This window comes from Haloferax sp. AB510, from assembly GCF_024136985.1.
GTDB lineage: Archaea > Halobacteriota > Halobacteria > Halobacteriales > Haloferacaceae > Haloferax.
In genome coordinates this window covers 1-17,850 of sequence record NZ_JAMYJY010000003.1, presented here as the reverse complement: position 1 = coordinate 17,850, position 17,850 = coordinate 1, and the positions used below count along the sequence as shown (strand labels likewise).

13 protein-coding genes and 1 pseudogene are annotated in these 17,850 nt (G+C 65.5%); 10 read left to right on the top strand and 4 right to left on the bottom strand.

The annotated features are described in order from the left end of the window. The first annotated feature begins 22 nt into the window (after positions 1-22). The gene (locus NKF06_RS00910; protein WP_058828511.1) at positions 23-1,972 is read left to right on the top strand and encodes an archaea-specific SMC-related protein; all 1,950 of its coding nucleotides are present in this window, start codon (positions 23-25) and stop codon (positions 1,970-1,972) included. A 135-nt stretch (positions 1,973-2,107) separates the two neighbouring features. Here NKF06_RS00910 and NKF06_RS00905 read toward each other — a convergent pair whose 3' ends face one another. After that, the gene (locus tag NKF06_RS00905) at positions 2,108-2,872 is read right to left on the bottom strand and encodes an IclR family transcriptional regulator (protein WP_253244229.1); all 765 of its coding nucleotides are present in this window, start codon (positions 2,870-2,872) and stop codon (positions 2,108-2,110) included. 363 nt (positions 2,873-3,235) lie between these two features. Here NKF06_RS00905 and NKF06_RS00900 point away from each other — a divergent pair, with 363 nt between their 5' ends. Further along, a complete protein-coding gene (locus NKF06_RS00900; RefSeq protein WP_253244228.1) occupies positions 3,236-4,648 on the top strand; it encodes an amidohydrolase in 1,413 nt (470 codons plus the stop codon). Positions 4,649-4,726: 78 nt separating this feature from the next. Here the strand turns inward: NKF06_RS00900 and NKF06_RS00895 are convergent, their stop codons facing one another. Next, complete coding sequence (locus NKF06_RS00895; protein WP_058828667.1) at positions 4,727-5,431, bottom strand: creatininase family protein; 705 nt, start codon at positions 5,429-5,431, stop codon at positions 4,727-4,729. A 221-nt stretch (positions 5,432-5,652) separates the two neighbouring features. Here NKF06_RS00895 and NKF06_RS00890 point away from each other — a divergent pair, with 221 nt between their 5' ends. The 4 genes from NKF06_RS00890 to NKF06_RS21070 all read left to right on the top strand — a co-directional run bounded on the left by NKF06_RS00890 (position 5,653) and on the right by NKF06_RS21070 (position 11,956). Then, positions 5,653-7,236, top strand: a complete 1,584-nt coding sequence (locus NKF06_RS00890) for an ABC transporter substrate-binding protein (protein ID WP_253244274.1) — start codon at positions 5,653-5,655, stop codon at positions 7,234-7,236. Positions 7,237-7,296: 60 nt separating this feature from the next. Next, positions 7,297-8,304, top strand: a complete 1,008-nt coding sequence (locus tag NKF06_RS00885; RefSeq protein ID WP_058828508.1) for an ABC transporter permease — start codon at positions 7,297-7,299, stop codon at positions 8,302-8,304. Then, a complete protein-coding gene (locus NKF06_RS00880) occupies positions 8,297-9,277 on the top strand; it encodes an ABC transporter permease (RefSeq protein ID WP_172795831.1) in 981 nt (326 codons plus the stop codon). Before NKF06_RS00885 ends, NKF06_RS00880 begins: the two co-directional genes overlap by 8 nt. A gap of 180 nt (positions 9,278-9,457) precedes the next feature. Further along, entirely contained in the window at positions 9,458-11,956 is a 2,499-nt protein-coding gene (locus NKF06_RS21070) for an ABC transporter ATP-binding protein (RefSeq protein WP_253244227.1), read from the top strand. Between the two features lie 27 nt (positions 11,957-11,983). On the opposite strand, the gene NKF06_RS00870 is transcribed toward NKF06_RS21070, so the two are convergent. Further along, positions 11,984-12,808, bottom strand: coding sequence for a polysaccharide deacetylase family protein (locus NKF06_RS00870; RefSeq protein WP_253244226.1), 825 nt, complete (start codon positions 12,806-12,808; stop codon positions 11,984-11,986). 83 nt (positions 12,809-12,891) lie between these two features. Beyond that, positions 12,892-13,845, bottom strand: a complete 954-nt coding sequence (locus tag NKF06_RS00865; protein ID WP_253244225.1) for a TIGR03560 family F420-dependent LLM class oxidoreductase — start codon at positions 13,843-13,845, stop codon at positions 12,892-12,894. A gap of 173 nt (positions 13,846-14,018) precedes the next feature. On the opposite strand from NKF06_RS00865, the gene NKF06_RS00860 reads away from it, so the two are divergent. From NKF06_RS00860 to NKF06_RS00845, 4 genes and pseudogenes are all read left to right on the top strand, one after another. Further along, positions 14,019-14,750: an SDR family NAD(P)-dependent oxidoreductase gene (locus NKF06_RS00860; RefSeq protein WP_253244224.1), complete on the top strand. Its 732-nt coding sequence runs from the start codon at positions 14,019-14,021 to the stop codon at positions 14,748-14,750. Between the two features lie 603 nt (positions 14,751-15,353). Further along, a complete protein-coding gene (locus tag NKF06_RS00855; protein WP_253244223.1) occupies positions 15,354-15,761 on the top strand; it encodes a PPC domain-containing DNA-binding protein in 408 nt (135 codons plus the stop codon). 561 nt (positions 15,762-16,322) lie between these two features. Beyond that, a complete protein-coding gene (locus NKF06_RS00850) occupies positions 16,323-17,186 on the top strand; it encodes a DUF6293 family protein (protein ID WP_058828502.1) in 864 nt (287 codons plus the stop codon). Positions 17,187-17,291: 105 nt separating this feature from the next. Next, positions 17,292-17,850 (top strand): annotated as a pseudogene (locus NKF06_RS00845) (dehydrogenase); the annotation flags it as partial.

Sequence of the window (17,850 nt, the reverse complement as noted above, 5' to 3'; positions counted from 1 at the left end):
GGTGTACCTATTTGGTCAAGGTATGAGTTCAGAACAAGTGTCAAAATCCAAAGTCCACCTTTCGGTCGAGAACATCGGTGGCATCGACAACCTGTCAACGTCGTTCGAGCCGGGCGTGACGGTCCTGGCGGGACGGAACGCTACGAACCGAACGTCGCTTTTGCGGTCCATCATGGCCGCCCACGGGAGCGACGACGTGGCGCTCAAGGGCGACGCCGACGAGGGGTCGGTCGAACTCACCATCGGTGACGAGACGTACACCCGGACGTTCGAGCGGCAGGGCGACACGGTCATCTCCGGTGGGAATCCGGTCCTCGACGACCCGGACCTCGCGGACCTCTTCGCGTTCCTGCTCGAGACGAACGACGCCCGACAGGCGGTCGCCCGCGGCGACGACCTCCGCGACCTCATCATGCGTCCGGTGGACGTCGAGTCCATCAACGAGCAGATCGAGTCGCTCCAGCAGGAGAAACGCGACATCGCCGACGAGCTCTCGACGCTCAGCAACCTCTCGGACCGCCTGCCGCAGCTCGAACGCCGGCGGACGAAACTCGAAGACCAAATCGAGGAGAAGGAAGACGAACTCGCCGAGAAAGAACAGGAAGTCGAGGAGTACGACGCCAGCGTCAGCGAGCGACAGGAAGTCGAGAGCGAGCTCGAATCCAAACTCGGTGACCTCCGGAGCAAGCGCCGCGACATCAACGACGTGGACCGCCGCATCGAGACGGAAAAACAGAGCCTCGACGCCCTCGAATCCGAGGAGGACGAACTGGAGGACGACGCCGAGGATCTCCCCGAGGTCGCCGGCGGCAAAATCGACGAAATCGAGTCCGAAATCAGCCGCCTCCGGACGCGCCGCCAGCAGATTCAGTCGACCGTCAACGAGCTTCAGTCCGTGATTCAGTTCAACGAGGAGATGCTCTCTGGCACCTCCTCTGACGTCGTGGATGCGCTCCGCGACGCCGACGACTCCGGTGGCAGCGTCACCGACCAACTGCTCGGCGACGACCAGGTCGTCTGCTGGACGTGCGGCTCCGAGGTCGACAAGTCCGAAATCGAGGGCACACTCGAACGCCTCCGGACGCTCCGCGAGGAGAAACTCGAGGACAACCGCGCGCACCGCGAGCAGCTCTCCGAACTCGAAGACGAGAAGTCCACCCACGAGCGCCGCCAGCGCGAGCGCGACCGCATCGAGCGCCGCCTGTCCGAAATCGAAAGCGAGCGCGAGACGCGCCAAGAGCGCATCGAGGACCTCAAGTCCGACCGCTCGGACCTCGAAGACGAAATCGACTCGCTCGAACAGACCGTCGACGAACTCGAAAGCGAGGAACACGGCGACCTGCTCGACCTCCACCGCGAGGCGAACCAGCTCGAATACGACCTCGGCCGCCTCCGCAGCGACCTCGAGGGCGTCGAAGACGAAATCGCGGACATCGAGCGCAAACTCGACGAGCGCGACGAACTCGAAGCGGCCCGCGAGGACATCGAAGACGAACTCGCGGAGCTTCGGACGCGCATCAAGCGCCTCGAATCCGAGGCCGTCGAGGAGTTCAACACCCACATGGACGACGTGCTCGACGTGCTCGAATACGACAACCTCGACCGCATCTGGATCGAACGCACCGAAAAGCGGGTTCGGGAGGGCCGAAAGAAGGTCACGAAGTCGGTGTTCGACCTCCACGTCATCCGGACGAACGAAGACGGTGTGAGTTACGAGGACTCCGTCGCCCACCTCTCGGAGTCCGAGCGCGAGGTGACCGGCCTCGTGTTCGCGCTCGCGGGCTACCTCATCCACGACGTCTACGAGACGGTCCCGTTCATGGTCCTCGACTCACTTGAGGCCATCGACTCGAACCGCATCTCGCGGCTCGTGGACTACTTCGCGGACTACGCCGACTTCCTCGCCGTCGCCCTCCTCGAAGAGGACGCGCAGGCCGTCGACAGTTCCTACCCGCGCTACTCGCCGGCGTAACGCCGCACCGACGCCGTTTGTTTTTCTCGTTTTTTCGCACCCCCGCTGAGTCGCGTCGCGGACGGCACATCTCGTTTCGAGTTACACTATTAGGAGTGTCACGAAATGAGGATCGACGGCGGCGGTGCGGCGCGCTCAGGAGAGCGCGATGCTCAGTTCGAGTTCCTCGGCGATGCCGAGGAGGACTTCGGTGAGACGGTCGAACTGCTCGCCTTTCATCCGGTTGGAGGGGCCGGCGACGCTCAGCGCGCCGAACACGCCGCCGTCAGGTTCCAACACGGGGGCCCCGACCGCGCGGACACCGCTAATCTGCTCTTCGACGTTCAGTGCGTAGCCGCGCTCTCTGATTTCGGCGAGTTCGTCGAACAGTGCCTCCTCGTCGTGAATCGTCTGCTCCGTCTCCTTCGGGAGGCCGACTCGCTCGACGATCTCGTGGACTCGTTCTGTCGGCATGTGGGCGAGGATAGCCTTTCCGCTCGCCGTCGAGTGGAGGTAGACACGCTTTCCCACTGTCGACTGCGTCCAGACGCCGTGTTTTCCGGGTGAGGTGTGGACGTACACTCCTCGGCCGTGCTCTTCGACGGTGAAAATGGAGCGCCGCTCGGACTCCTCGGCGAGTACGTCGGTGTAGTGTTCGGCTTTCCCGAAACGGCGTTTCCGCGTCCGGACGAAGTTCCCGAGACCGAGAAAGCGAAGCCCGAGATGATAGGTGTCGCCCTCTTTAACCACGTATTCCTGGGATTCGAGAGTCGTCACGTGGGTGTGTGCGGTGCTCGGTGCGATGTCGAGTTCGCGGGCGATTTCGGTCACGCCGGCACCGTCGCGTTCCCTGAGTAATTCGACGATTCTGAGGGTTGTGACCGTCGTTTTGAGCGAGCGGTCGTTCGCGTTTTCGGTCATTACCTGCGGGTCGTCACCATCGCACATAGTGCTTTCGCCTCTCCCGAATACTAGTTGTTAGATGACGAATTAAGACCCCACCGACGCCGAAACGAGGCGTTTGTGAACAATACGCACAGTATCCGTCTGATTCGGGAGGTGGCTCTCCGCCTCGGAGTCAGCAGCCCTGACGGGCGAATCCGGCTGAGAGCGGTTCGAGAACCCTCGAATCGCCGGGATTTGGTCGTTCTATCGGTTTTGACATCTTTCGTTTTCTATATTCGTCGCTCGTGAATCTCAATCCTCAACCCGATTTCGGAGCTTGAACGTCCACCGTTCCGGAAGTGTTATTATCGTTTCTCCAGTCAAAACGCACGAGACGCAATGAATCACAACGAGACGTTCGAGACGGTCGAGTCGCTGGAGGCGGAACTCGTCTCGCTCACCGAGTCGCTCTGGGAGACGCCCGAACTCGGGCTTCACGAGACCGAGTCAGCCGAGTTGCTCTCGTCGGTCCTCCGCGACGCCGGGTTCGACGTCACCGAGGGTATCGGCGGGATGCCGACGGCGTTCAGCGCGACCTACGGCGAGGGCGAGCCGCACGTCGGTATCCTCGGTGAGTACGACGCCCTGCCCGGACTGTCGCAGACGGTGTCGTCGAGCAGGGAACCCGTCGAGGCTGGCGCACCGGGCCACGGCTGTGGACACAATCTGTTCGGCGTCGCCGGCGTCGGGGCTGCCCTCGCTGCGAAGCGCGCCATCGACGGCGGGCGGGCCGAGGGGACGGTCACGTTCTTCGGCTGTCCCGCCGAAGAGATACTCGTCGGTAAGGTGTTTATGGCCCGCGACGGGGTGTTCGACGACCTCGACGCGGCGCTCACGTGGCATCCGAGCCACCTCAGCGCGCCGTTCATGGCGCAGACGCTCGCGATGAACTCCGTCGAGTACACGTTCCACGGCGAGTCGGCCCACGCCGCCGACAGCCCGCAGTCGGGTCGGAGCGCGCTCGACGCGGTCGAACTGCTGAACACCGGGTCGGAGTTCATGCGCGAGCACGTCTCCGACGACGCCCGTATCCACTACACCATCCCCGACGGCGGCGGCGCGCCGAACGTCGTCCCCGCGGAGGCGACGGCGTGGTTCTACGTCCGCGCGCCGACCCGCGACGAGGTCGACCGGATCACCGACTGGCTCGACGACGTGGCCGAGGGCGCGGCGCTCATGACCCAGACGACGGTGTCGCGGCGGTTCCACACCGGCTGTTACGACTACGTGGCGAACCACGCGCTGTCCGATACACTGCTGGAGAACATGCGACTCGCCGGTCCCATCCCGTACACCGACGAGGACCGCGAGTTCGCCGCGGAGCTGCAGGAGACGCTCTCGGCGGAGACCATCGAGGCGCGGACGGCGCAACTCCCCGAGGAGCGACGGGAGGCGGCGCGCTCGTCGGTGCTGTATCCGGACGCCCAGCCCTCCTACGACGTGGGGACCGTGCTCAACGGCTCCACGGACGTCGGCGACGTGAGCTGGATTACGCCGACCGCGCAGTTCTGGGCGGCGTCGTGGCCGGTGGGGACGCCATCGCACACGTGGCAGGCGGTCGCCGCAAACGGGAGCTTCGGGTCGAAGGCGGCCGTGTACGCCGCGAAGGTCCTCGCGGCGACGACGCTCGACCTCTTTTCGGACGAGGCGCTGGTGGCGGCGGCCCGCGAGGAGTTCGAGGCGTCGGTGCCCGGCGAGTACGAGTCAGCGCTGCCGGAGGGGACGGAACCGCCGTTCCACCTCACGCTGTAGGCGGTAGTCGTCGGTAAAATCTCGTTTCGTTCGGGGGTTTGCTCGCTATCGTCCGTTTCTCGGTCGTCGAGCGCCGCGTTACTCCAGTTCCGACTGAAGGTGCGTCAGGATTCGCTCGGTCGTCGCCTCGATGACTGCTTCGAGGAACTCGGGGTCGGACTGCGTCGGGTCGCCGAGGCCGCCCTCCACGGTCAGGTCGTCGAAGTGGGCGTACTGGCGGACCTCGTAGCGGTTCTTCTTCGTCTGCGGCGTCTTGCGGTCGCCGTGGACGAGTTCGGGGCGGTAGTGTTCGATGACGCTCGTCTCGTACTCGCCGGCGTGACCCCACTCGGTGCCGAATCGCTCTTCTAACTGGTCGCGGGCGAAGTCTGTCCAGTGGGCGTAGTACGAGTCGAGTCCGTGGTCGCGCTGGAGCCGGTCGAGTGCGAGTTTGTGCGGCTCGATGTTGCCTCCGTGGAAGTTGGCGACGAGAAACCGGGTCGCGCCGTGGCGCTGGACCGACCGACCCACGTCGATGATTATCTCTTGGTACGTGTCGGCTCCGAGCGAGACGGTCCCCGCGTAGTTGATGTGGTGCTCCGAGTAGCCGTACGGGAGGACCGGCAGAACGAGGAGGTTCAGGTCGTGTTCCGGGGCCGCCGCGGCGAGTTCCGCGGTCAGGTTCTCCGCTCGGATGGAGTCGACCGAGGTCGGGAGGTGCGTCGAGTGCTGTTCGGTTGCTCCGCAGGGGAGCACGACGAAGTCCGCCTCGTCGAACGCGGTTTCGGCTTCCTGCCACGTCATCTCCGCTAGGAGTGACTGTGACTCCGTTGAGTCCATACGGAGATACGCACAGTTGTCGTATATAATACTTCACGAAGCGGCAGCCTGAGTGGATAAGGGGAAACAAACGCACAGTATGCAAACGCTTATGTTGGTGATACCGAAATGATTCGGCGTCAATGATGAGAGAGAGTGTCTCACGTAGAAACATACTGAAAGCGACGGGTGCGTCGATCCCCGTCTTGCTCGCCGGCTGTACGTCCGACTCCGGTTCCGAAACGACGACCGAAGGCGACGGGGGCGGCGGAACGACCACGAGCGGCGGAACGGAGACGTCCTCCGGGAGTTCCGACGCGACGATAAACATCGGACAGTCGCTGAACCCCGTCCGATTCGACCCGATAACGCAGCTTTCGAACCCCGACGCGCTCGTCGCGAACCGGGTGTTCAGTCAGCTGTACACCTATGGCGAGGGGACCGACGTGGTCCCGAACCTCGCGACGAGCATGCCGACCATCGAGCGGGACAACACCCGCTACATCGTCGAAATCGTCGATAACGCGATGTTCCACAACGGCGACCCGGTCACCGCCGAGGACGTGGCCTACTCGTTCCGCGCGCCAATCGAGGAGGAGACGCCCCTCTTGGGCATCTTCAGCGTTATCGATTCGGTCGAGGCAATCGACGAGACGACGGTCCAGTTCGACCTCTCGAACCCCTACGCGATGTTCCAGCACGTCCTCACCCATCAGGTCGTGCCGGAGGCCGTCCGCGAGGAGGACAAAGAGGCGTTCAGCACCCAACAGCCCATCGGGTCGGGGCCGTTCAAGTTCGTCGAGTGGGAAGAGAGCAACTACGTCACGCTCGAACGCTGGGACGACTATTGGGGCGACGAACTGCCCAACGTCGCGGGCGTCGAGTTCACGCCCATCACGGAGTCGACCACGCGCGTCACCAACCTCCGGACGGGCGACGTGGACGTCATCGAGACCATTCCGCCGCGGCTCTGGGACACCGTCGAGAGCACCGAAGACACGAGCATCTCCGAGATCGAGAGTGTCGGATACTTCTACGTCGCGTTCAACTGCAACGAGGGGCCGACCGCCGACAAGCGCGTCCGCGAGGCCATCGACTACAGCTTCTCGATGGACGACGCGGTCGACCGCTACATCGACCCGGCCGGACTCCGCCAGTACGGCCCGCTTCCGGGGCCGATGGTCGAAGAGTGGGACATGCCGCTCGAAGAGTGGATGGAGATTCCGAACGACAAGGACATCGAGCAGGCGACGGCGCTGTTCGAAGAGGCTGGCGTCCCCGCCGACTGGGACGCGAAGATTATCGTCCCGCCGGACGACAACCGCGAGAACATCGGCCTCTCTATCGCCAACGGCATCAAGGAGGCCGGCTACGAGGCCCACGTCGAACGGCTCGACTGGGGCGCGATGCTCAGCCGCGCGTACACCGGCAACGCCTCGGACTACAACATCTACGTCCTCGGGTGGGTCCGCTACCCCGACCCGGACGACTTCATGTTCAACCTGTTCCACGAGGAGTCCGAGGGCGTGAACCAGGGCGTCTACTACAAGAACGACGAGGTGATGGAGCAGATTAAGGGCGCGCGCGAGTCGACCGACCGCGACGAGCGCCAACAGCTCTACCAGTCCGCCATCTCGACGCTCTTGGAGGACAAAGTCCACCTCCCCGCGTTCAACTACAAGAACTCCTACGGCGTGAAGTCCGTCGTCAGCGACTTCCAAGTCCACCCGGTCTCGCCGCAGAACCCGCGGCTCCTCACCGGCTACAACAACGTCTCCGTCGACAGATGACGTTGTCCTGTCGGTAACAGTTACCAAACGTTATATGCTCACTCCCCATCCACTCCATCCATGACGACAACCGGTTACATCGGACGGCGATTACTCCAAATCGTTCCGGTCTTGCTGTTCGTCGTTACGGTCACGTTCGTCCTCATCAACTCGATTCCCGGCGACCCGGTTCGCATTCTCGTCGGGCCGGCCGCCGACGCAGCGGCCATCGAGGCCGCCCGCGCGAAGTACGGCCTCGACCAACCGCTGTACGTCCGGTACGTCAGGTATCTCGCGGCGGTCGCGACGGGCGACTTCGGGACGAGCATCCACTACGGTGGAGTCGCGGTGACGGAGAAGATTTTCGAGCGGCTTCCGGTGACGCTGCTGCTCCTCGCGTCGAGTTTTACCCTCGCAATCGGCTCCGCGATTCCGCTGGGCATCTTCGCCGCCAAGAACCGTAACAACGGCTACGACCACCTCGCCCGCGTCACGTCGCTCATCGGCGTCAGCACGCCGAGCTTCTGGGTCGGCCTGCTACTCATCATCGTGTTCGCGTACTACGGCGACCTCCTGCCGCCGAGCGGGCTCATCATGCCGTGGGCCGACCCCGCGTCGGTCGACGGGGCGACGTCGAGACTGGACGTGCTCGTGACTGCCGCGTCGCATCTGATACTCCCCTCTATCACGCTGGGGACGCTCCAGATGGCGGCCATCACGCGCATCGAGCGGTCGTCGATGCTCGAAGTGCTCAACAAGGACTACGTCCAACTCGCCCGCGCCTACGGCGTCTCCGAGCGAACCATCCTCCGGCGGCAGGCGTTCAAGAACGCGCAACTGCCGGTGCTCACCGTCATCGGAATCCAGATGACGACCGCCCTCGGCGGCGCGGTGCTGACCGAGACGGTCTTCAACATCAACGGGATGGGGAACCTCATCATCACCGCGGTCCGGGCGCAGGACTACCAGCTTATCATGGGCACGACGATATTCTTCGCCATCGTGTTCGTCCTCGGCGTGCTCGTCGTGGACGTGCTGTACGCGGTCATCGACCCGCGCATCTCCTACGGGGGTGGTGCCGGTGAGTGATTCGACGGCCGCCGTCGGCGACTCGGCCCGAACGGGCGGCGTCGCGGACGCCGACGAGCGCTCCGCCGTCTCGCGCACGTCACAGGTCGTCCAACAACTCAAGCGCAACTCGGCGTCGCGCGTCGGCCTCTACGTTATCGGGCTCGTGACGGTCGTCGCGCTGTTGACGACCATCGACGCCGACCTGTTCGACTACCAGTTCGCGGCGACGTTCTGGTATCATCCGGAGAACGACCCGGCGGGGAGCACAATCTTGCTCCCGCCAGTCGGCATCGAAAACAGCTTCGGAACGGGGACGTGGGCGCATCCGCTCGGGACGGACCACCGCGGCCGCGACGTGCTCGTCAGGTTGGTCTACGGCACCCGCATCGCCGTCCAGGTGGGTCTCATCGCGACGGGCATCGGGATGACCATCGGGACGGTCGTCGGTGCGGTCTCCGGCTACTACGGCGGCTGGGTCGACGACGTGCTCCAGCGATTCGTCGAATCGCTGTACGCGATTCCGTTCCTCATCCTCGTCATCGCCATCATGTCCGCGTTCGGCAAGGAACTCGGCATCGCCATCGTCGGCGTCTCCATCACGACGATTCCGGTGTTCACGCGCCTGATTCGCTCGCAGGTGCTGAGCGTCCGGGAGATGGAGTACGTCGAGGCCGCGAAGGCCGCCGGCGTGCGCGACCGCCACATCATCTTCCGCCACATCATCCCCAACAGTTTCGCGCCGGTGCTCGTCCAATCGACGCTGCAGGTCGGCGTGAACATCCTCATCGTCGCGTCGCTGTCGTTCCTCGGGTTCGGGGTCCAGCCCCCGACGCCGTCGTGGGGGCAGATGCTCGCACACTCGCGGCAGTACATGATCGTCAATCCGTGGTTCAGCATCTGGCCGGGCCTCGCGATTCTCGCGACGGTCATCGGCTTCAACCTGCTGGGCGACGGCCTGCGCGACGCAATCGACCCGCGGTCGAACGACTGACGATGAACGGACGACACATCTCACCGACCGTTCGCCGCGGGGCCGGGAGTCGCCCGGCCTCCGCCAGCCGTTCGCCCGCTGAACTATCGCTCCCTCCCCGGGGCGGCGTCGGAACTTGCTCTTGCGGTTCTGCAGAGGCACCCATCTCACGCACCGACGCCCCCCACCACTCCACGACCAATGTCTGATACGCTACTCACCGTCCGCGACCTGCACACCCACTTCCGCACCGACGCGGGGACCGTCCGGGCCGTCGACGGTATCTCGTTCGAGGTACAGCGCGGCGAAGTGCTTGGGTTAGTCGGCGAGAGCGGCGCCGGAAAGAGCGTCGCGGCGCGGAGCATCATGCGCCTCATCGACTCGCCGGGCGTCATCGTCAACGGCGAGGTCCGCTTCGAAGACGACCTGCTCGTCGGCGTCGAGTGCGGCGACGACCCCGACGACGAACCCCGGCAGGACCCCGAGATGCTGTCGAGCCGCGAGATTCGCGAGCGCATCCGGGGCCGCGAAATCGCGATGATATTTCAGGACCCCACGGAGAGCCTCAACCCGGTGTTCACCGTCGGCGAGCAGTTGAGCGAGATTATCGGGCTCAACCGCGACGTGTCGACGGCCAAGGCCAAAGCCATCGCCGTCGAGCGCCTCCGCGAGGTCGGTATCCCCGAGGCCGAACGCCGGATGGACGACTACCCCCACGAGTTCTCCGGCGGGATGCGCCAGCGCGTCCTCATCGCGATGGCGTTCGCGTGCGAACCGAGTCTCGTCATCGCTGACGAGCCGACCACCGCACTCGACGTGACCGTCGAGGCGCAGATTCTCGACCTCGTGAAGGACCTCGCGGCGCGCTACGACACGTCGTTCGTCTGGGTCACCCACGACATGGGCGTCGTCGCCGAGATATGCGACCGCGTGGCCGTGATGTACCTCGGCGAAATCGTCGAGCAGGCGACCGTCGACGACCTCTTTCACGACACGAAACACCCCTACACCGAGGCGCTCCTCGGATCGATTCCGCGACCCGACCGCGACGTGGACGGCCTGTCGCCCATCGAGGGCATCATGCCGGAAGCCATCAACCCGCCGCAGGGCTGCCGCTTCCACACGCGGTGCCCGCACGCCCGAGAGGCGTGCCTCCAGTCCCACCCCGACGCTCGGCGCGTCGACGGCGGGGACAAGGGCTCCGGTGACGCGAGCGCGAGCGCCACAGCCTCCGCTGACGACGGTCCAACCACCGCCTCCACCACCGCTGACGGCACCACCCTCACCGAAGTCGCCGCCGCACCACACCGGGCGGCGTGCCTGCGCAACGACGCGTTCGCCGAGGCGGGCTACTGGGAGAGCGAACCGCTCGACGACGCCGAGTCCGTCTCCGAGTCGGCCGCCTCCGAGACCGGAGAGGTCACCGAGACTGGGACCGGTTCAACCTTCGACCCCGACGCCGACCCGCTGCTCAGCGTGCGCGACCTGCGGAAGTATTTCGACGCGAGCGACGGCTTCCTCGACCGCGTCCGGTTCGACCGCGACGCGGGACTGCTCCCCTTCTCGGTCGAGCGCGAGCACGTCCGCGCGGTCGACGGCGTCTCGTTCGACATCCTGCCCGGCGAGACCCTCGGCCTCGTCGGCGAGTCCGGTTGCGGGAAGTCGACGCTCGCGCGAACGCTCCTCCGGTTGGTCGACCCGACCTCCGGCGACATTGTCTTCGACGGAGAGAACCTCTCCGAACTGTCGAAAGAGGAGCTTCGGAAGCGCCGCAAGCGGATGCAGTTCGTCTTTCAGGACCCGCAGGCGTCGCTCGACCCGCGGATGACCGTCGGCGAAATCGTCGAGGAGCCGATGCAGGCCCACGGGCTCTACGAGGGCAACCGCGAGGGGCGGGCACGCGAACTGCTGGAGACGGTCGGTCTCGACGCCGACCACTACAACCGCTACCCCCACCAGTTCTCCGGCGGTCAGCGCCAACGGGTCAACCTCGCGCGGGCGCTCTCGGTCGACCCCGACTTCATCGTCTGCGACGAGCCGACCTCGGCGCTCGACGCGTCGGTGCAGGCGCAGGTGCTCAACACGATGAAAGCGCTTCAGGAGGAGTTCGGCCTGACGTACCTCTTCATCAGCCACGACCTGAGTGTCATCCGCCACGTCTGCGACCGCGTGGCCGTGATGTACCTCGGCGAACTGGTCGAACTCGCTGACAAGGACGACCTGTTCGAGTCGCCGAAGCATCCCTACACCCGCGCGCTACTCTCGTCGATTCCGGTGCCCGACCCGCGGGTGTCCCGCGAGACCGTCCCGCTGTCCGGCGACGTGCCGTCGCCGATTCACCCGCCGAGCGGCTGTCGGTTCCACACCCGCTGTCCGAGCCTCGTCGCCCCGGCGGAACTCGACCTCGGCGACGAGGAGTGGGACCGCGTGCGCCGGTTCGTCAGAGCCGTCCAGCGCGAGTCCCCGGATATCGTCGCCGACGACGCTCGCGCGACCTACTTCCCGGACGGGCTCCCCGCCGGCGACGCCGGCACGACCGTCGAGCACGCGCTCTCGCTCGCGGCCGACGGCGCGTGGCGCGACGCCGCGTCGCTCCTGACGGAGACGTTCGTCGAGCCGAGCGTCTGCACCTCCGAGGTGCCGGCGCTGGAGTCGCCCGACGAACTCGACCGTATCGTCAGCTGTCACCACTACTCCTGAAAAAGCGTCTCCGTCTTTCCCTCGCCCTCACGCCGACCCGAATCGGTCGGCGACTTCGTCAACGGTTTCGAAGGTGACGCCCGGCGCGTCGGCGATGTGTTCGACGAACGATTCGAGCCGGGCGAGCCGGTGTGACTGCCCGATGACCTGCGGGTGCATCGTGAGGACGAAGACGCCGCCGTCGACGTTGTCGACCATCCAGTCGAACTGCTCGCGCCACTGGCGGAACACCGCTTTCTCGTTCGCGTAGCCCCGCTTGCGGTTGAACGCGAACGCCGGGAAGTCGTCGCGTTGCCACGAGACGGGCACCTCGACGATGTCGGTCTCGGTGCCGCGCTCGAAGGGGGCGTCGGCGGGCGCAGCCCACCCCTCGCGGACGCGGTACGGCTCGAAGTCGGTCGCCATCTGGCTGGAGTCCCACTCGAAGCCGAGTTCGTCGAGGATGCCGAGCGTGTGGGTCGAGAAATCCCACGAGGGCGAGCGGTAGCCGGTCGGCCGACACCCCGTGAGGTCCACGATGCTCTCGACGCCGCGTTTCACGTCGTCGTACTCGGCCTCTCGCGACTCGTACTGTCGCGGGCGGGTGTGCGACCAGCCGTGGTGTTGGATGTCGTGGCCGCGGCTCCACACCTCCTCGGCGGCCTCGGGAAAGCTATCGATGGTGTGGCCCGGCGTGAACCACGTGGTCTCGACGCCGAACTCGTCCAAGAGGTCGAGGACGCGGGGCGCGCCCACGTCGACCCCGAAGAGTCCTCTCGACAGTTTCGTCGGGCTGTCCGGCGATTCGAAGGAGTGTATCCACGAGGAGACGCCGTCGAAGTCGAACGTGAGGCAGACGCTGTGGTGAGTCACGTTTCGACGTACGAAAATAGATGTGATAGCTGTTTCCATGACGCACTCGAAAACTGGCGGCCTCTCGTCTCTCGCCCCGCGAGTTACCGAAACGCCGGCGCGACGCGCTCGGCGAACAGTTCGGCGCTCGTCGTCTCGGGGAAGTCGACGAACTCCACGACGACCTCGCCGAAGCCCATCTCGGCGAACGTCTCCAGTCGCTCGCGGACCTGCTCGGGCGTGCCGACGAGCGGGTACTCGCTGTCGGCGACGTTCTCGGGCTTGAACCGCGGGAAGTGCTCGTCGAGGAGGGCGTCGAGTTCCGCCTCGTCCTCGCGTAGCAGACACCGCGCGAACCACGAGCGCTCTATCTCCTCGAACGGCCGGCCGTAGCCCTCGCAGTGGCGTTCCAACACGTCCAGTTTGTGTTGCATCACTTCCGGCGGACCCCAGAAGTTCCACGAGTCGGCGTACTGGGCGGTGATTCGGAGCGTGAACGACTCGCCGCCGCCGCCGACCATGATGGGAGGATGCGGGTCTTGGACTGGGTGGGGCCGGCACATCGCCTCGTCCAGGGTGTAGTAGTCGCCGTCGAAGCTGACCGTCTCCTCGGTCCACAGGCGCTTGAGCATCCGAATCGACTCCTCCAGCATCCGGAGCCGAGTCGGCGCGTCGGGCCAGTCGTAGCCGTAGGCCCGCGCCTCGCTCTCCTTCCAGCCGGCCCCCATGCCGAGTTTGAGTCGCCCGTCGCTCACGGCGTCGAGCGTGGCGGCCTGCTTGGCGAGGAGCGCGGGGTTTCGGAAGTGGTTGTTCACCGTCTTCGGGTAGAGGTACACGTCTTCCGTCTCGCGGGCGATGGCGGCCAGCGTGACGAAACACTCCGTCGTGGGGCCGGTGCCGGTCATGACGTGGTCGGGGACGGCGACGCCGTCGAAGCCGAGGCTCTCCATCGCCACGGCGAACTCCACCTGCGCGTCCCACGAAATCTCGTCGCAGAACGCCAACTGGGAGTGAACGGAGTCGCCGGCGCTGGTCGGAACGTTGACTGCGAACTGCATACGAACGGCTCACGCGCGACCACGAAAACAGTTACCACTTCACCCGGCTCGGCGGCCTCGCTCGCACCACTTGCACCACACTCTCAATCGAACCACCCGCACCACTCTCGACCACGACAGTACCGCTCGCCGCCACCCCAACACGTACTACGGTCCGCGCCGTCTCGACCCACATGACGGACCACCAGCGCGCGGCAATCGTGACCGGCGCGTCCAGCGGTATCGGACGGGCGGTCGTCGAGCGACTCCGAGCGGACTACGACTACGTCGCCTGCTTCGACATCGAGACCGGCGAGACCGACTGGGACGACGAGCGCGTCCACGAGTTCGCGGTCGACGTTCGCGATCCCGACGCGGTTGCGGACGCCGTGACGGCGGTCGAATCGGTCGCCGACGTGACGGCGCTCGTGAACAACGCGGGTATCTCGCGGGCCGTCTCCCTCGCGGACCTCGACCCCGACGAGTGGGACCGCGTCCTCGGCGTGAACCTCAAGGGACAGTACGTCGTCGCCCGCGCCGTCGCCCCGGGCATGGTCGAGCGCGGCGAGGGTGCCGGTGCCATCGTCAACGTGTCGAGCGTCGCCGGTCTCCGCGGGAGCGCCACCGGCGGCGTCCACTACTCATCGTCGAAGGCGGGCGTCTTCGGGCTGACGAAGGGGCTGGCGAAACAGCTCGGCCCCGAGGTGCGCGTCAACTGCGTCGCGCCGGGTCTCGTCGAGACGCCGCTTCTCACCGAGTCGAACCTCTGGACCGAGGAGGCGCTCGCCGAGTACGCCGCCGAACTCCCGCTCGAACGCATCGGAACGCCCGAGGAAGTCGCCGAGGTGGTCGCGTTCCTCTGCGACGGCGCGGGCTACATGACGGGGACGGTGCTGACGGTCGACGGCGGATCGATGCTCCGGTGACGCGCCGGGCAACCGTGGTCACGGACCGTTCCGAGTGCGCCGAGTTGGTGGCCAGATATATCAAAAATGGTGGTATATCAAACTCTGCCAATTACTATCGCTCGTTCGAATGCCCTTGAGCGATTCGTCGTCGGTTGGTCTCTCTGTCGGTTCGACACGCCTCGACCGTGAGTCGCGATAACACTTTCCGGCGAAAGAACGCACTACAGGGTCTCTGTGCCGGACTCTCTCCCACGTTCTGTGCGTCAGAGATGCGCGTCCGTGTCGAGCGCGGTCGGACTGAGTCTGGTTTCCGCGGTAGTCTTCGATTCCGACGACGGCGCCGCTGACTGGTTCCGTTTCTCCGAGGACTGGGCGGGTTATAATAGGCTGATACTCCGGGGAAACTGGCAAGTACGGGGACGAGGTCCGCGGTCGCCGATTCGATGTGAACGCGTTCGGCCGGGTGTCGAAGAGAGGACTCGACTCAAAGTATAGAACTATTGATCATTTTGAAATATATACTGAAAAAATACATTTTTAGTAGCACCGTTCCTCCCGCAACGTTGAGCCTTTCAAAACATATTACGCCGCCGGCGCTGTACCGGACGCTCGGGCACAACTATGGACTACGTCAAAGAAGACGACACGGTCGTCGTCAGGCTGGACCCCGGCGAACAGGTCCTCGACTCGCTCGCGACGGTGCGCGACGAGTTCGACATCGAACACGGCTTTCTCACGGGTATCGGCGCGGTCGACTCCGTCACGATCGGCCACTACGACGTGGGCGACCAGGAGTACCTCGAAGAGGAGTTCACGGGCCAGTTCGAGGTAACGAGTTTCCTCGGCAACATCGGCCCCGACAAGATTCACACGCACATCCAGGTCGGCACGCGCGACTTCGAGACGCTCGGCGGCCACTGTTCCGGCGCGCGCGTCTCCGGGACGTTCGAAGTCGTCATCCACCTCGGCGAGACGCCGCTGACTCACCACCTCGACGAACAGACCGGTCTCGACGTGTTCGACATCTGAACCGGCCTGATCCGGCCCGGACCGAACTGAGCCGGACTAAACCGAACTGAACCGGACCGAGCGAGTCGTGGTGCGGGCACTCGGTCACTTTTTCGTGCGCCCGCTGTGGTTCGAGAGCGCCGCGCTCGTCGGGTGACGAGCGGTGATTCGGAGAAAGAAAAGCCGGTGCTGTCAGGGCGTCGGCCGGTGGTGGAGGGCCGAAGCGAGGGGGCTGGAGGGCGCGTATCGGCGGACTGGCCGACGCCCCGAGCGCACCGAACGAGGGTTCCGGGGGTCGTCCGCCGACGCGGGTTCCGCCGTGGGGACGCGACCGGGGACCGTTGGTCGCGCCGCCGTCGGCGGGTCGCAACCGCCGGTCCGTTGGACCGCGGCCGGCGGCAACTATTCGTAGTCGGTAACCCATGTTGGCAGTTCCTCGGTAACTACCGTAAGTTACGTGAGTAGCATGAGTACCGTGTGTTTCTCCTGATTCGACGTATATGGGCGTTCTACCGATCACTCACGGGAGAATCTCCCAACCGAATGACTTTCGACACGGGCGGTCGTGGCCGAGAGTGACAGATGAAACGACACCTCCGCGTTCACATCGTCCCCCTGTGGCGCGAACACGACCGCATCGTCGGCCCCATCGAGGACGACCGACCGGACAAGGTCTACCTCCTCGAACACGAGGACCCCGCGGTCGAGCGCCCGACCTACCACGATGCGGTCGTCGACCGAATCGCCGACGTGGTCGGCACCCCGCCCGACGTCGAGTACCTCGACCTCTTCGACATGTACGAGGTAATGGGCGCGATTACGACCATCGCCGACTGGCACCCGGACGACTTCGTCCGCGTCAACGTCACCGCCGGCACAAAGCGCGCGGCCGTCGGCGCGACGATGGCCTGCATGGACGAACGCACCGACGCCGAACCGTATGTCGTCGACCCCGAGGTCCGGCCGCACGGCCTCGACGCGCCGGTCACGGAGGGGTTCGAGCGGGCGTCGCTTCTGACGACCTATCAAATCGACTCGCCCTCCCCGGACCAAGTCGCCGCGCTCGCCATCATCGAGGCCCACGACACCGACGCCAAACACGCGAAGAAGAAGACGCTCATCACCGAGGCGGCCCGCTACGGCCTCGACTTCATGCGCGGCCGCGTCGACGGCGAGGCCGACGACTACGAACCCGTCACCGGCGACTACAACGTCCTCGACAACCGCGTTACCGCGACGCTCGAACATCAGGGCTACGTCACCGTCGCCCAGCGCGGAACCCGTCGCTACCTCGAACTCACAGAGGAGGGCAGACAGACGCTCCGCGCGTTCCGACACCGCGCCGAGTCGGTCGTCTCGGACCTCGAAGCCCGGACCGACGACCCGTCCGAGAACGTCGATTTCGCCCTCGACAACCCGGTCGACGCGCTCGTGGAGAACCGGTAGGACGAGGTGCCATCCCCGCGGTTACTGCCTCCGCTGGGCCCCCTCCCTCGTCCCTGCCGCTTCGTGGGAAACTGTTAGTACGGTCGCGGCGGGACACGAACATGTATGCCCTCCAACATGCACACGCGCAGAGCCGTCCTCGCGGCCGGCGGCGCGACCGCCCTCGCGTCGCTCTCAGGCTGTGTCGCCCGCGCAATGGGTGCCCTTGATGTCGAGCGAGACTACCGACGCGACGCGCCCGTCGGCGACGTGACGGGCGCGTGGCCGACCTACCAGCGCGACTTCGCCAACACCGGGTACACGACCGACTCCGGCCCCTCGGCGGACGCGAGCGTCGAGCAAATCGCGTCGGGCGACGCCGCACTCGCCACGTCGGTCGCACTCGCAGACGGGCGCGGCGTGCTCGGCTACAGCGACGGCGACGGCGAGGACGGCGTCTACCGCGCGCTCGACCTCGATTCCGAGACTGCTCCCGCCGACTCCGACGATGCGTGGACCGTCGATTACGCGCACGGCAAGTCCACGCCCACGTTCGCCGGCGACGCCATGTTCGTCTCGACCGCTGAGTTCGTCGCGGCCTACGACGCCCGGACCGGCGAGCGGTGCTGGCGGACGAGCAACGGCGGGTACGGGACCCCCGCGAACGCGCCGGTCCTCGCCGCGG

Excerpts from the sequence above, each read along its gene's own strand:
- NKF06_RS00910 (WP_058828511.1), top strand. The coding sequence starts at position 23 with ATGAGTTCAGAACAAGTGTCAAAATCCAAAGTCCACCTTTCGGTCGAG.
- NKF06_RS00905 (WP_253244229.1), bottom strand. The coding sequence starts at position 2,872 with ATGACCGAAAACGCGAACGACCGCTCGCTCAAAACGACGGTCACAACC.
- NKF06_RS00900 (WP_253244228.1), top strand. The coding sequence starts at position 3,236 with ATGAATCACAACGAGACGTTCGAGACGGTCGAGTCGCTGGAGGCGGAA.
- NKF06_RS00895 (WP_058828667.1), bottom strand. The coding sequence starts at position 5,431 with ATGACGTGGCAGGAAGCCGAAACCGCGTTCGACGAGGCGGACTTCGTC.
- NKF06_RS00885 (WP_058828508.1), top strand. The coding sequence starts at position 7,297 with ATGACGACAACCGGTTACATCGGACGGCGATTACTCCAAATCGTTCCG.
- NKF06_RS21070 (WP_253244227.1), top strand. The coding sequence starts at position 9,458 with ATGTCTGATACGCTACTCACCGTCCGCGACCTGCACACCCACTTCCGC.
- NKF06_RS00865 (WP_253244225.1), bottom strand. The coding sequence starts at position 13,845 with ATGCAGTTCGCAGTCAACGTTCCGACCAGCGCCGGCGACTCCGTTCAC.
- NKF06_RS00860 (WP_253244224.1), top strand. The coding sequence starts at position 14,019 with ATGACGGACCACCAGCGCGCGGCAATCGTGACCGGCGCGTCCAGCGGT.
- NKF06_RS00855 (WP_253244223.1), top strand. The coding sequence starts at position 15,354 with ATGGACTACGTCAAAGAAGACGACACGGTCGTCGTCAGGCTGGACCCC.
- NKF06_RS00850 (WP_058828502.1), top strand. The coding sequence starts at position 16,323 with ATGAAACGACACCTCCGCGTTCACATCGTCCCCCTGTGGCGCGAACAC.